The organism is Janthinobacterium sp. GW821-FHT03A03, from assembly GCF_059421435.1.
The window spans coordinates 16,049-30,053 of the sequence record NZ_JBWKUZ010000007.1; the positions used below are offsets into that span (position 1 = coordinate 16,049).

The 14,005-nt window shown below is 62.8% G+C and carries 13 protein-coding genes; 4 read left to right on the forward strand and 9 right to left on the reverse strand.

Annotated features, from left to right (window positions below):
* The 4 genes from AC07VI_RS15290 to AC07VI_RS15305 form a co-directional block, all read right to left on the reverse strand.
* Window positions 1–999 (reverse strand): beta-ketoacyl-ACP synthase III, encoded by a 999-nt coding sequence (locus tag AC07VI_RS15290; protein WP_086147475.1) that lies wholly within the window; start codon window positions 997–999, stop codon window positions 1–3.
* Between the two features lie 15 nt (window positions 1,000–1,014).
* Window positions 1,015–2,082, reverse strand: a complete 1,068-nt coding sequence (plsX, locus tag AC07VI_RS15295; RefSeq protein WP_086147476.1) for a phosphate acyltransferase PlsX — start codon at window positions 2,080–2,082, stop codon at window positions 1,015–1,017.
* A gap of 210 nt (window positions 2,083–2,292) precedes the next feature.
* Window positions 2,293–2,475: a 50S ribosomal protein L32 gene (gene rpmF / locus AC07VI_RS15300; protein WP_034749653.1), complete on the reverse strand. Its 183-nt coding sequence runs from the start codon at window positions 2,473–2,475 to the stop codon at window positions 2,293–2,295.
* Window positions 2,476–2,787: 312 nt separating this feature from the next.
* Window positions 2,788–3,285 carry a YceD family protein gene (locus AC07VI_RS15305; protein WP_086147477.1) on the reverse strand — a complete coding sequence of 166 codons (498 nt, stop codon included), beginning with the start codon at window positions 3,283–3,285 and terminating at the stop codon, window positions 2,788–2,790.
* Window positions 3,286–3,508: 223 nt separating this feature from the next.
* On the opposite strand from AC07VI_RS15305, the gene AC07VI_RS15310 reads away from it, so the two are divergent.
* Window positions 3,509–4,117, forward strand: a complete 609-nt coding sequence (locus tag AC07VI_RS15310) for a Maf-like protein (RefSeq protein ID WP_099419474.1) — start codon at window positions 3,509–3,511, stop codon at window positions 4,115–4,117.
* Between the two features lie 94 nt (window positions 4,118–4,211).
* Window positions 4,212–4,961, forward strand: a complete 750-nt coding sequence (locus tag AC07VI_RS15315) for an SAM-dependent methyltransferase (protein WP_099374905.1) — start codon at window positions 4,212–4,214, stop codon at window positions 4,959–4,961.
* 81 nt (window positions 4,962–5,042) lie between these two features.
* On the opposite strand, the gene AC07VI_RS15320 is transcribed toward AC07VI_RS15315, so the two are convergent.
* On the reverse strand, window positions 5,043–5,960 hold the full coding sequence (locus AC07VI_RS15320) for a 23S rRNA (adenine(2030)-N(6))-methyltransferase RlmJ (RefSeq protein ID WP_086147479.1): 918 nt from the start codon (window positions 5,958–5,960) through the stop codon (window positions 5,043–5,045).
* A 278-nt stretch (window positions 5,961–6,238) separates the two neighbouring features.
* Here AC07VI_RS15320 and AC07VI_RS15325 point away from each other — a divergent pair, with 278 nt between their 5' ends.
* Complete coding sequence (locus AC07VI_RS15325; protein ID WP_086147480.1) at window positions 6,239–6,667, forward strand: thioredoxin family protein; 429 nt, start codon at window positions 6,239–6,241, stop codon at window positions 6,665–6,667.
* 145 nt (window positions 6,668–6,812) lie between these two features.
* On the opposite strand, the gene AC07VI_RS15330 is transcribed toward AC07VI_RS15325, so the two are convergent.
* On the reverse strand, window positions 6,813–9,086 hold the full coding sequence (locus AC07VI_RS15330; RefSeq protein ID WP_492994967.1) for a xanthine dehydrogenase family protein molybdopterin-binding subunit: 2,274 nt from the start codon (window positions 9,084–9,086) through the stop codon (window positions 6,813–6,815).
* Between the two features lie 18 nt (window positions 9,087–9,104).
* Window positions 9,105–12,221, reverse strand: a complete 3,117-nt coding sequence (locus AC07VI_RS15335; RefSeq protein ID WP_099419411.1) for an EAL domain-containing protein — start codon at window positions 12,219–12,221, stop codon at window positions 9,105–9,107.
* Window positions 12,222–12,483: 262 nt separating this feature from the next.
* On the opposite strand from AC07VI_RS15335, the gene AC07VI_RS15340 reads away from it, so the two are divergent.
* Window positions 12,484–12,990, forward strand: a complete 507-nt coding sequence (locus AC07VI_RS15340) for a DUF1993 domain-containing protein (protein WP_034779265.1) — start codon at window positions 12,484–12,486, stop codon at window positions 12,988–12,990.
* A gap of 156 nt (window positions 12,991–13,146) precedes the next feature.
* Here AC07VI_RS15340 and AC07VI_RS15345 read toward each other — a convergent pair whose 3' ends face one another.
* Together AC07VI_RS15345 and AC07VI_RS15350 are read right to left on the reverse strand one after the other, a co-directional pair.
* Window positions 13,147–13,341, reverse strand: a complete 195-nt coding sequence (locus AC07VI_RS15345; protein ID WP_077406743.1) for a DUF1289 domain-containing protein — start codon at window positions 13,339–13,341, stop codon at window positions 13,147–13,149.
* Entirely contained in the window at window positions 13,341–13,913 is a 573-nt protein-coding gene (locus AC07VI_RS15350; RefSeq protein WP_099375004.1) for a DUF1415 domain-containing protein, read from the reverse strand. The genes AC07VI_RS15345 and AC07VI_RS15350 overlap by 1 nt, the downstream gene beginning before the upstream one ends.
* Between the last annotated feature and the right edge of the window lie 92 nt (window positions 13,914–14,005).

The following is a 14,005-nucleotide window of genomic DNA, read 5'->3' on the forward strand; positions in this document are numbered from 1 at the left end:
TTACATGCGCGCCAGCACGGCGCCCCAGGTAAAGCCGCCGCCCACGCCTTCCATCATGACGTTGTCGCCCTTCCTGACGCGGCCATCGCGCACGGCGATGTCGAGCGCCAGCGGGATCGAGGCGGCCGAGGTGTTGCCATGCTGGTCGACGGTGACGACCATCTTGTCCAGCGGCAAGCCGAGCTTCTTGGCCGTGCTGTTCATGATGCGGATATTCGCCTGGTGCGGAATCAGCCAGTCGATCTGGTCCGAGGTCATGTTGGCGTGCTCCAGGGCTTCGTGCGCGACCTTTTCCAGCACGGACACGGCCAGCTTGAAGACGGCCGGGCCATCCATGTACAGGAAGGCGCTGCCGGCCAGCGCGCCGCCGGCCAGGCTGCCCGGCACGCTGAGGATGTCCGAGTGGCGGCCGTCCGCGTGCAGCTTGGTGGCCAGGATGCCCGGCTCTTTCGACGCCGTCATGACGATGGCGCCGGCGCCGTCGCCAAACAGCACGCAGGTGCCGCGGTCGTCGAAATTGAGGATGCGCGAAAACACTTCGGCGCCGATCACCAGCACGTTTTTATGCATGCCCGATTGAATGAAGCTATCGGCAGTTGCCACGGCATAGACAAAGCCGCTGCAGACGGCTTGCACGTCGACGGCGGCGCAGTTGTTCGTGATGCCCAGCTTGTTTTGCACGATGCAGGCGGTGCTGGGGAAGCTGCCGAAGAAATCGGGGGTCGAGCTGGCGACGATGATCAGGTCCAGGTCGTTGCCGTTCAGGCCGGCCATGTCCAGGGCCTTTTTGGCCGCTTCCACGCCCAGGTCCGAGGAATTTTGCGTCGGCGCCGCGTAATGGCGCGCCGAGATGCCGCTGCGCGAGACGATCCATTCATCCGAGGTCTCGATGCCCTTGGCGGCGAGCTGTTCGGTCAGATCCTGGTTGGTGACGCGCTTCTCCGGCAAATAGCTGCCGGTGCCGATAATTTTGCTGTAAGTTTTGCTAAAAACAGTCATGCAAGTACCCGTCCACTAAATGGTAGAGCTTGTTGATGTAGGTTCATCCGGAACTGGCGTGCGCGGCATCAGCTCGGCGATCAGGCTGGCCAGGTGCGCTTGCACGTCATTTTTTGCCGCATCAAAGGCGCGGCGCAAGGCCCATTCAAACGAATAGGCGTCGGCGCTGCCGTGGCTCTTGAAGACGAGGCCACGCAAGCCCAGCAGGCTGGCGCCGTTGTAGCGCGAGGGATTCAGGCGGTTGCCGATGGCTTTCAGGGCGCCGCGGGCGATCAGCGCGCCCAGCATGGTGACCGGATTGCGCTTGAATTCGGACGTGAGCACATCCTTCATCAGGCGCGCCAGGCCTTCGATGGCTTTCAGGGTGACGTTGCCGACAAAACCGTCGCAGACGACGATATCGGTCGTGCCCTTGAAGATATCGTTGCCTTCTACGTTGCCGTAGAAGTTCAGCGCGCCACGTTCGTGGTCGGCCTGCAGCAGCTTCGAAGTCAGCTTCACCACTTCATTGCCCTTGATATCTTCCGTGCCCACGTTCAGCAAGCCGATCGTCGGACGGGCTATGCCTTCCATGGCGGAAACGAGCACGGAACCCATGATGGCGAACTGGTGCAAGTGATGCGGTTCGCAATCGACGTTGGCGCCCAGGTCCAGCATGTAGGTCGGGCCGTTCTTTTGATTCGGCAAGATGCTGCAGATGGCCGGACGGTCGACGCCGGACATGGTTTTCAATACATAGCGCGACACGGCCATCAGGGCTGCCGTATTACCGGCGGAAACGGAGGCTTGCGCCACGCCGCTCTTGACCTGTTCGATGGCCACGCGCATGGAGGAATCCTTCTTGCGGCGCAGCGCCACTTCCAGGGGATCGTCCATGGTAACTTGTTCGGAGGCGTGCAGCACCGACAGGCGCGGATGCGTGTCAGCTTTATGTTTCTTCAGTTCGGCACGGATCACGTCTTCCAATCCAACAAGGATCAGTTCGGCTTCAGGCTCATGTTTTACGAAGGAAATTGCTGCGGGGATAGTGACTGAGGGACCATGATCTCCGCCCATGCAGTCGATAGAAATTTTGATTGTCATTTGTGTTGATTCAGTACCGCTGCGGGCGTGCGGCAAGATGTGAATCGGACTGGAGCATATGCAGGGCGCAACATATCATGCACAGACCTGGACAGCGTGATTCAAAATGACGGGTGTGCAAGATGAATTGCAGCCGATAAAAAAGAAGAAGCGGCGCCACGCCGAATAACCACGCAACACCGCTTTCATCTTACCCAACAAAAACGTCGATTACTCGTCGTTTTTGGTCTTCAACACTTTACGGCCACGATAGAAGCCGTTAGGGCTGATATGGTGACGCATGTGTGTTTCGCCGGTAACTGGCTCGACGCTCAATTGCGGCGCGACCAGGAAGTCGTGCGAACGGTGCATGCCGCGCTTGGAAGGGGTTTTCTTGTTCTGTTGAACTGCCATGATGACTCCTAATACATAAGTTCTAAAATTTTAGCACATTCGATTAGCAAATACATGCGAATCGAGTATCCCAGCGGCAAAGACTACCCGAAAACAGTCCGTACCGACATCGTTTATTACAATTACATTTCACTACACTTGCCATACTCGATTACTACACGCGTTTGACACGTTCTTTACAGGAAGCATAAAAAACCTACTGTGCTTCCCGCTATCGCCTCGGCGGCGCTCAGTACATTCGTACGCTTGCGCTACTCAAGACGATATCGGGCCGCTCGCTACGGTTTTTTAAGGCTTCCTTTCTTACACTACTTATTCTGGCTTCAAGTCTTTCAGTGCCGCGAACGGCGACTTCTTTTCAGTCTTGAGAGCATCGAGCTGCGCCGTATCGGGGCAGACGTCGTGTTTGGCTACCTGCGGCAGGGCCAGCAAGGCTTCATCTTCGATCAGGGCCGCGGCATCCATGGTGCGGCTGCCAACGATCACGTCGATCGTTTCATCGTTGATGATTTCTTCGATCTCGTCCGCGTGCTCGTCATCCTTGCCCAGCATCAAAACAGTCGAAGAATCAATCGCATACGCATACGGAGTCAGGCAGCGCTGGCATACCAGCTGAACGGTGCCGTTGACCGACAAGGTCAGTTGCGGGTAGCCCAGCTTGCTGGTGCCGCCGACGATCTTCCAGGCGATGTCGCCGGAAGCATCTGCACAATCCTTGGTCAACCGGGTCATTTCAGCGACAGGAGTTACACCCTCGCGGCTCCCGCTGATACGACAAAAATCAAAGGCGTCGATCACAAAAGCATTCATTGGTAGAAAATTTCCCCGGAAAACCTGCGATAATAACAGGGTTTTAAGCGCCGAGTCAAAGGCCTGCCATCTTTTTTGACGTACTTATTGAATATTCATCAACGCCGCCATGCCGCCTGGAGCCTCATAGACGGACTCCACGCCCCGGGATTCCGGTGGAAGCGCCATGGCACAGACCATTACACATACAATCGCGGCCATGCCGGCCGCCATCCGCTACCGAATGATACCAACTTCCGCCCCATTGCGCTTGATTCTTGCATCGAGTTCAACCTACCGCAAGGAATTGCTGCAACGCCTGCGCCTGCCTTTCGAGGTGGCCGTGCCCGATCTCGATGAAAGCCCCCTGCCAGGCGAAAGCCCCAGCGCCACGGCCCTGCGCCTGGCCCAGGCGAAGGCGCAGGCCGTGCTCGAGCGCCATCCTGGCAGTCTCGTCATCGGCTCCGACCAGGTCGCCACCCTGGACGGCGCGCAGATCGGCAAGCCCGGCAACCATGGCAACGCCCTGCGCCAGCTGCAGGCCATGCGCGGGCGCCAGACCGTGTTCCACACGGCACTGTGCCTGCTCGACGGGCGCAAGTCGCCCGCCGTGGCGCAAGTGGAGGATGTGCAGACTGTCGTCACCATGCGCGACGTGCCCGATGCCGAACTGGACGCCTACCTGCGCATCGAGCAGCCGTATGACTGCGCCGGCAGCGCCAAGAACGAGGGCCTGGGCATCGCCCTGCTCGAAGGCATCGCCACCACCGACCCGACCGCCCTTACCGGCCTGCCCTTGATCGCCTTGACGGGCATGCTGCGCAAGGCCGGCGTGGCGTTTTTTACATTTTAATCACGCGGGGGACAGTCCCGACGGGGGAGCGTGCTCCAATGGAGCACATTCCGATCGTGGCGGGACCGACCCCGGCCAATACAAAGCTAATAATATGACCGGCACCCTGTACCTGATCCCCAACCACCTCGGCCTGTCCGACGGCGCCATCGACCCGCTGGCCCGCATCATTCCCGAGCAGGTGCGGCACCTCACCTCGCAACTCGATTATTTCGTCGCGGAAAATGCCAAGACGGCGCGCGCTTTTTTGAAATTGATCGGCAACCAGCATCCGCTGGCCAGGCCGCTGCAGGAAATCACGATTTCGGAACTCAACGTCAATACCCCGGCGCAAGCGCTGGCCGGCTTGCTGGCGCCGCTGCTGGCGGGGCGCGATGCGGGCCTGATATCGGAAGCGGGCGTGCCGGCCGTGGCCGACCCCGGCGCCGACCTGGTCCGCCTGGCGCACCAGCACGGCATCAAGGTGCGCCCGCTGGTGGGGCCGTCGTCGATCTTGCTGGCCGTGATGGCCAGCGGCTTGAACGGCCAGAGCTTCGCCTTCAACGGCTACCTGCCCACGGATGCGGCCCTGCGCGCCAAGCGCCTCAAGGAACTGGAAAGCCGGTCACGCAATGAAAAGCAGACCCAGCTGTTCATCGAGACGCCATACCGCAACGCCGCCATGCTCGAAGCGCTGGTGGCGCAATGCGCGCCATCGACCCTGATCTGCGTCGCCACCGACCTGAGCCTGGACACGGAAAGCGTGCAGACGTGGAATGGCGGACAGTGGAAGAAACAATTGGCCGCCGGCAAGGCGCCGGACTTCCACAAGAAACCCACCGTGTTCCTGTTGCTGGGACAGTAATTCCTCGCCAGCCAATAAAAAACGCCACGGTCGACTGCACCGTGGCGTTTTTTTATTGCCGCACTACCAAGCCGAGCATGACTACACTCTTCTGGTGCCCGTATTTTTCTGTCCGCCCTTGCCTGTTTCCAACACAAACTTGGCGCCATCGTCGCGGCCCAATACCTTGACCAGGTAGGGCATGACTTCGCGCAACATCGGCTCCAGCGTGTATGGCGGGTTCAAGATGAACATGCCGCTGCTGTGCAAGCCGAAACCGTCCGGCGACGGCGTGTTCACCGTCAGGGTCACGTGCAGCCAGTCCGAACTTGGCAGTTGCTTGAGCTTGTCGGCGAACTGGCGCGATTCCATGCGCTGCAGCACCGGGTACCAGACGGCGTACATGCCGGACGGGAAGCGCACGAGGGCGTCGGCCAGGGTGTCCTTGACCTTGCGGTAATCCATCTTGTCTTCATACGGCGGATCGATCAGCACCAGCGCGCGGCGCGATGGCGGCGGCAGCAGGGCTTTCAGGCTCTGGAAGCCGTCGGCCTTGGTGATGATGACGCGCTTGCCGCGCACGGTGGGACGCTCGCCCTGGGCCAGCGCATGCGCCTCGACCTTGCGGAAGTTGTCAGCCAGAATCTTGGCGTCGGCAGGATGCAGCTCGAACAGGCGCAAACGGTCTTGCTCGCGGCTGACCTTGTCGGCGCAGTACGGCGAACCCGGGTAGTAGCGCATCTTGCCGCTGGGATTCATTTCCTTGATCAGCTTCATGTACTCGGCCAGCGAAGCGGGCCAGTCCGTGCGGTCCCACAGGGGCGCGATGCCCGTTTCGTACTCGGCATTTTTCGACGCATAACCGCCGTCGAGCGCATACACGCCCGCGCCGGAATGGGTATCGATATAACTATAGGCGGTATCTTTTTGATTCAGGTACTGCAACAACTGAATCTGCACATAATGCTTCAACACATCGGCGTGATTACCCGCGTGAAAGGCGTGGCGGTAACTCAACATAAACTGGCTAATTCCATAATAAAATATAAACAAAGGCGGGAGCGCTGACACCGGGCAGGGCGTGAAAACAGACTGGAGGAGTCAGGCTGCGGGGCCAGGAAGCAGCAGGGACCAGCGTAATCAGCGCGCAATTACCAGCATTATCCACCAGAAAGGTGAGTTACATCAAAAAACACGGTCAAACAAGCTCATGCATTGTCGGGACTGCGCTGGCCGGGCGCGGTAGAATACGCGCATCGGGCGCCCCGCGCCCATCGGCCCTACTGATATGAACAACCATGCACAGCCTGACCCTCACGACCGATAACCGCGCCGATGTCGCGGCAGCCCTGGCCGGGCCCCGCTGGACCGTGGCCTGCCTGTGCGCGCTGTGGTGCGGCACCTGCGGCAGCTACCGCGCCACGTTCGAGGAACTGGCCGCGCGCCACCCGGACACGCTGTTCGTCTGGATCGACATCGAAGACCAGGCCGACGTGGTGGGCGACCTCGACATCGACAACTTCCCCACCCTGCTGATCCAGCGCGACGACAACGTGGCCTTCTTCGGCACCGTGCTGCCCGACGGCGGCCTGGCGCACCGCATGGTGCAGGCGCAGCAGGCGCTCAGCGGGGCCGAACTGGCGGCGCAGGCCGCCAGCACGCAGGAACGGCGCGACTGGCAGCGCGACTGCAATCTGCGCAACCTGCTGGCCGCCACCCTGGCCTAGAACACCCGACAAAACCTACTGCGCGTCGCGGGTCGCGGCCTCCGATGCTCACTGACTCGGCGCTCCCGTGCATCCGCACAGCTCCGCTTCTCAGCCACAACTCACTGCCGCTCGCTACGGTTTTGTTAGGTGTTCTTAATAAACTTTACCCCAGGCGCAGCGGCAGGCTGCGCAGGCGTTTTCCCGTCAGACTGAAGACGGCGTTGGCCACGGCCGGCGCGATCGGCGGCGTGCCCGGCTCGCCCACGCCTTCCGGGTGTTCCGCGCTGGCGATGACGATGGTTTCCACCTCGGGCGTTTGCCCCATGCGCAGCACGGGATAGTCGTGGAAGTTGCTCTGCTCGACTTTGCCATCCTTGAACGTGATCTCGCCGGCCAGCGCCGCCGACAGGCCGAACAGCACGGCCGACTCCATCTGCTGGGCGATGATGTTCGGATTGACGGCGATGCCGCAATCGATGGCGCACACGACGCGCTGCACGCGGATTTCGCCGTTTTCCACGGACACCTGCGCCACTTGCGCCACGATGCTGCCGAACGACTGGTGCAGGGCCACGCCGTGCGCGTGGCCGGGCGGCGCGCTGCCGGCCCTGGCTACCGCCGCATCGAGCACGGCCAGGTGGCGCGGGTGCTGCGCCAGCATGGCGCGGCGGAAGGCGATGCCGTCCTGCCCCGCCGCGTGGGCCAGCTCATCGATAAAACTTTCCTTGAAAAATGCATTGTGCGAGTGCCCGACCGAGCGCCAGTAACCGACGGGCACGGCACTGTCGGCAATCACGTGGGCGATGCGCTGGTTGGCGATTTCATACGGCATGTCGAATTCGCCTTCGGCCGTGGTCTTGTCCGGCCCCGCGCCGGGCAAGCCGAAATTACGCCGCAAAAACTGGTGCGTGATGGAAGCGCTGACGGATTTGTTGTCCCAGGACGCGATGCGCCCATGCTCGTCGAGGCGGGCCGCGAAACGGGCCAGCGCGGCCGGGCGGTACATATCGTGCTGCGTGTCCTGCTCGCGCGTCCACACCAGCTGCACGGGCGCGCCATGGCACTGCAGCGCGATGGCCACGGCTTGCGCAATCATGTCCACTTCCAGGCGGCGGCCGAAACCGCCGCCCAGCAGCAGCACCTCGATGGCCACGTCCTGCGCGGCGACACCGGCGATTTTCGCCGCCACGTCGACGGCGATGCCGGGCGCCTGCGTGGAGACCCACAGCATCACCTTGCCATCTTTTACCTGCGCGGTGCAGTTGACGGGTTCCATGGCCGCGTGGGCGAGGAAAGGCGCGCGGTACTCGGCCTTGACGCTGCGCAAGGCCTGCGCCGCCTTGCCTTCGACCTCGCCGCGGGAATAATAGGCAAAACCGGCGTCGCCATCGAGCAGGCGGGAAAATTCGGCATACACGGCGTCGCTGGACAAGCCCGCCTGCGGTCCCGCCGTCCACTGCACGGCCAGGGCGGCGGCGGCCGTCTTCGCGCGCCAGTACGTGTCGGCCACGACGGCCACGCAGGAGACACCGCGCTGGCCCAGCGCCGGCGTCAGGTCCGCCACCTTCTTCACGCCGGGCAGCGCCAGCACGCTCGCCGCGTCGAACGAGGCAACGGTATCGCCAAGACGCGGCGGCAGCTGCAGGGCCGCGTACAGCATGCCGGGCGGGCGCGCATCGATGCCGAAACGCGCGCTGCCATTCACCTTGGACGGCGTATCGCGGCGCGGCGCCGGCTGGCCGATCAGTTTGAAGTCACCGGGCTGCTTCAGCACGGGCGCGCCGGGATCGATGGCGGCGGCGCGCTGCGCCAGGCTGGCGTAAGTGGCGCGCCGCCCGTCCGGGTGCATGACTTCGCCATTCTGCGTGCGGCATTGCGCGGCCGGCACCTGCCACTGCGCGGCGGCGGCTTGCAGCAGCATGGCGCGCGCGCAGGCGCCCGCCTCGCGCATCGGGCCCCAGCCATCCTTCACGCTCGACGAGCCGCCCGTGACGATCACGCCCAACTCGCGCGCGGCCTTGGCCACCGTCCACTGCGCCAGCGCCTTGACGCGGCCCTGGTCGTCCGGATGGAAGGGCAGGCTGTCCTTGAGCATGGCGACATTGCCGAAGATCTTGTCCATGGGCGCCTGGATCAGTTTGACGCTGCTCAAAGCCACGTCGAGTTCCTCGGCCACCAGCATGGGCAGGGCCGTGTGCACGCCCTGCCCCATCTCGCTGCGCGGCATGGCCAGCAGCACCGTGCCGTCGGCCTGGATGGCCAGCCAGCCGTTCAGGGCCACGGCGCCGCCGGGCACGGCCAGCGGCGCGCTGCCGTGCAGGCGCTGGCGCGGCGGCAGCACGCCCCAGCCCAGCACCAGGGCACCCACGCCGGCCACGCCGAGACCGAGGCCGCCAAGCAGGAAACGGCGGCGCGACGTGGTTTTCTCTGCGCTCATGGGAACTCCCTTATTTAATTAGTCATCGATCCAGCGCTCCAGCATATCCTGTGCCAGCACCGGACGGCTATAAAAATAACCTTGCGCCAGCTTGCAGCCGTGGCGCAGCAGGAAGGCCGCCTGCTCTTCCGTCTCCACGCCTTCGGCGATGACGGACAATTGCATGCTCTTGCCCAGCTGAATGATGGCAATCGCAATCGCTTCGTCGTTGACGTCCGTCGAGATATCCTTGATGAAGGAGCGGTCGATCTTCAGCGTCTGCACGGGCAGCTGCTTCAAATAGGCCAGCGAGGAATAACCGGTGCCGAAGTCGTCGATGGCCAGGCCCACGCCGATGGCGTGCAAGTCGTTGATGAAACCGAGGGCGTCGCCCGTGTTCATGATCACGGACTCCGTCACTTCCAGCTGCAGCCGCTGCGGCTCCAGGCCCGTCTCCTTCAGAATGTCGGCCACCATGCCGGCGATGCTGCCCCGCTCGAACTGCTTTACCGACAGATTCACGGCCATCTTCGGCACGCGCAAGCCCTGCGCCTGCCAGCGCATCATCTGGCGGCACGCCTCGTCGAGCACCCATTTGCCGAGCTGGTTGATGAAGCCGCTGTCCTCGGCCAGCGGAATGAAGCGGGCCGGCGGAACCAGGCCCAGCTCCGGATGGTTCCAGCGCACCAGCGCCTCGACGCCCACCAGGCGGCCCGTGTCGATCTCCACCTGCGGCTGGTAATTGAGGAACATCTCGTTCTTTTCCAGCGAGCGGCGCAAAAAGGTTTCCAGGCGCAGGCGCTCGACGCCCTCGCCCGTCATCGACGGCGCATAGAAGCGGTAGCCGTTGCGCCCGCGCGCCTTGGCCTGGTACATGGCCACGTCGGCATTGCGGATCAGCATGTTCAAGTCCAGCGCATCGTCCGGATACAGGCTGATGCCCACGCTGCAGGTGACGAACAATTCGTGGCCGGCCACCGTGAACGGCTGGTCGAACATGGTCATCAGCTTTTCCGCCACCTGCGTGGCGCCATACTCGCCGTCTATGCCTTCGAGCAGCACGATGAATTCATCGCCGCCCAGGCGCGCCAGGGTGTCGCCTTCGCGCAGGCGCGCCGCCAGCTGGCCGGCCACCTTTTGCAGCAATTCGTCGCCGACATGGTGGCCCAGGGTGTCGTTGACGTTCTTGAAGCGGTCCAGGTCGATGAACAGCACGGCCAGCTGCTCCTGGTCGCGCGCGGCGCGCAGCAGCGCGTGCTGCAGGCGGTCGTGGAACAGCAGGCGGTTCGGCAGCGCCGTCAGCGGATCGTGATGGGCCATGTGGTCGAGCTTTTCCTGCGACTCCTTGATCAGGGTGATGTCGCTGAACACGCCCACGTAATGGGTGGTGACGGCGCGCGTGTCGCGCACGGCGCTGATGGTCAGCCACTCGAGGTAGATTTCACCGTTCTTGCGCTGGTGCCAGACTTCGCCGCGCCAGAAGCCGCTGGCGATCAGCTCGTCCCACAGCGCCTGGTAGAAGGCCGCGTCGTGGCGCGCCGAGCGGTTCAGCGACGAATGCCGGCCCAGCGCCTCCGCTTCGCTGTAGCCGGTGATCTGCGTAAACGCCGGGTTGACGGTGACGATGATGCCGTTCGCGTCGACCACCATCACGCCGTCGGCGATGTGTTCGAGCACGGTGGCCGACAGGCGCAGCTTTTCCTCCGCTTCCTTGCGCGCCGTGATGTCTGCGTACACCCAGATGCTGCCTTCGTTGGCGCGCTGCGGGTCGAGCGCGCAGCCGCTCACCAGCGCCCAGAACAGGCTGCCGTCGCGGCGCTGGTACTGGCGCTCTTCGCTGAAGTCGCCCCCCAGGCCCAGGGCCGGGTACTGGCGCTCGCCCGCCTCCTCGAAATCATACGAGGAAGTGAAGACGATGGCGGTCGACTTGCCCATCATTTGACCTGGATCATAGCCGAACAGCTCCTCGCAGCGGCGGTTCACGGAAATGATGCGGCGGTGGCGCACGAACATCACGCCGAACATGACATTATCGAGAATCGCGCTCTGCTCGGTCAGCAGCGCCTCGATGCGCATTTCGTGGTGCTTGCGCTGGCTGATGTCGGCGATGATGCCGTCGACCCAGGTCACGCCCCGCTCGCCGGCCTGCGGCTGGCCGTTCTCGGCCACCCAGCGCTCGGTGCCGAAGGCGTCGACGATGCGGTACTCCAGCGCATACGGCTGCACCTCAAGCACGGCCTGCTTGACGGCGCGGCGGTGCGCGCGGCGGTCTTCCGGGCAGATCAGGTCGGCCCACGCATGCGTGGTGCCGCGCATGAACTGGCGCGCCGAATAACCGGCGATCTCCTCGATCGCATCGCTGACGAAGTCGATGGGCCCATCGGGCCGGTAGCGGAAGACGGCGCCCGGCACCTGCGTGACGATGGTGCGGAAGCGCTCCTCGCGCTGGCCCACGTCCTCGAACAGCTGGCGGATAGCCGCGCGCATCTGCTCCAGCTGCGCCGCCAGGCGGCCCAGCTCGTCATTGCTGCCCGAGTCCAGGCGCGTATCGAAGTCGCCGTGCGACAGGCGGTCGGAAAAGCGCATCAGGCGGCGCAGCGGCTTGAGCAGCCGGCGGTTCAGGAACAGCACGATCAGCGCCATCGACACGGCCAGTTGCGCGCCCAGCACGAAAATATAGGCGACCTGCTTTTCGCGCAGCTCTTGCTGGCTGCGCGCATCGTCCATCTCGACCACCACATGGCCGATGCGCTCGCCGCGCACGAGGATGTCGCGGCCGGCGCGGTACAGATTGCCCACGGGCCGCTGCGGCGCCCGCAGGCTGATGAATTCGGTATCGCCCTGCCCCAGCACCCTCACCAGCAGCACGGCGCGGTCGCGCATCACCGACTCGACCAGCGAATGGGCCGATTCCGCATTCATGTTCCACAGCGACTCCTGCATGCCCAGCGCGAGGATGTCGGCATTGCGCTGCAAGGCCTCGTTCAGGCTGGTGCGCGCCGACTGGCGTTCGTGCACGCCCACCAGCAGGTAGCTGCCGATGATGGAGGGAATGACCAGGCCGCCGAATACCACCAGCAGCAGCGCGCCATAGATCGACGAGCCGTACAGGGCGCGCAGGCTGGAGCGCAGGCGTCGGTAGGCAGAATTAGACATGCAGGAACAGGGCAACAGGGATCAGGCGCGCGATCATCGAACTTTACAGGGGAGTCTGGGTGGAAGTGGCGGGATGAAACTTTTTCAAGAGCAATTATGCATGCAAAAAGCCCGAAAAGTCACCAATAAACACATCGTGCGGGCCGCCGCATGCCATATGGACAGGCCGGAAAAACCACAGCTGCGACAGCGCCGCCCGCGGCCGCCAGCAGAAAACCGCGCGACTTGCTATCATCGCGCCACTTCACCTAGAGGAACCATCATGACCTTCTCCATCTATTCCGCATCGATCCCCGTCTTCAAACAGATCCTGGGCAGCCTGGCCGCCATCCTCGACAAGGCGGAAACCCACGCGCAAGACAAGAAAATCGACCCGAACGCCCTGCTGCAGTTCCGTTTGTTCCCGGACATGCTGCCCTTCGTGCGCCAGATCCAGATCGCCACCGACTTCGCCAAGGGCTGCGGCGCGCGCCTGGCCGGCGTGGCCGTGCCGCCATATGAAGACAGCGAACAGAGCTTTGCAGAACTGAAGGCGCGCATCGTGAAAACCATCGCCTTCCTGGAAAGCCTGCCGCAAGCGGACATCGACGGCAGCGAAACGCGCGCCATCACCACCGGCAGCGGCGAAAAGACCAAGCACTTCACGGGCCAGACCTATCTGTTCCACTACGCGCTGCCGCACTTCTTCTTCCACGCGACGACGGCGTACGACATCCTGCGCCACAATGGCATTGAAGTGGGCAAGAAAGACTTTATCGGCAGTTACTGAAACGCATAGGCAAATCTGCTGCGCGGCGCGCTTTGCGGCCTGCGATGCTCGCCGTACTTGAGTACGGCTGCGCTTCTTAGCCACAAATCATCGCCGCTCGCTACGATTTGCTTAAGCGTCGACGCAATAGGGGGATACTGCTCTATTGCATCGCTATTAAGTATTCCGGCGCGGATACCCTTGCGAAAGAATCCGCACCCACACCACTTCCTTCTCTTCATCCGTCATCGACACCCAGTGGGCCACTTCCACGACGCTGCGGCCGCAGCCGCGGCAGATTTCATCGAAGGTCGTCGAGCACACGGCCACGCAGGGCGTGTCTGGACGCAATGGCAATTCCTTGTCAGCCATCAGGAAACCTTCGGCACGCCGAGCTTTTCCCAGCCTTCGATGCCCAGCGCTTCCAGGGTGGCGATATTCTTGTCGAAAATTTCGGACGCTTCCGGGAACGCTTCCACGGCGCGCTCGATGCTGTCTTCCCGCAGCAGGTGCAGGGTCGGATACGGCGAACGGTTGGTGTAGTTGCTGATGTCGTCCTCGAACGTCTCGGCAAACTGGTAATTCGGGTGGAAACTGGCCACTTGCAGCTCGCCGGCCAGGTGCATGTCTTCCACGGCGGCGTCAGCCACGTCGAGAAACTCGTTATAGTCGAGGAAATCGTTCAGCGTGTACGGGTGGATCAGCAGGGTCGTGTCGATCTGCCCGGGGTCCGTGTCGGCCAGCGTTTGCAGCTCGTCCATCAGCATTGCCAGCAAATCTTCGGGATTGCTGGAATCGCACACCACGTAGCGGATCTGCTTCTTGACGTGCACGGCCTTGGCGAACGGGCACAGGTTCAGGCCGATGACGGCCTTTTCCATCCAGTCAACGGTATTGGCGATGATGACGGCGTGGTCGTCGTCGTGGCGCGGCGGGGTGTTCATCATTGATGCTCTCTATCGGTAACATGGCCGGCGCGCGAATGGCCGGCCCAAAGCCAAATTGTACGCACTCTTTGCGCAGTCTCATACCCGGC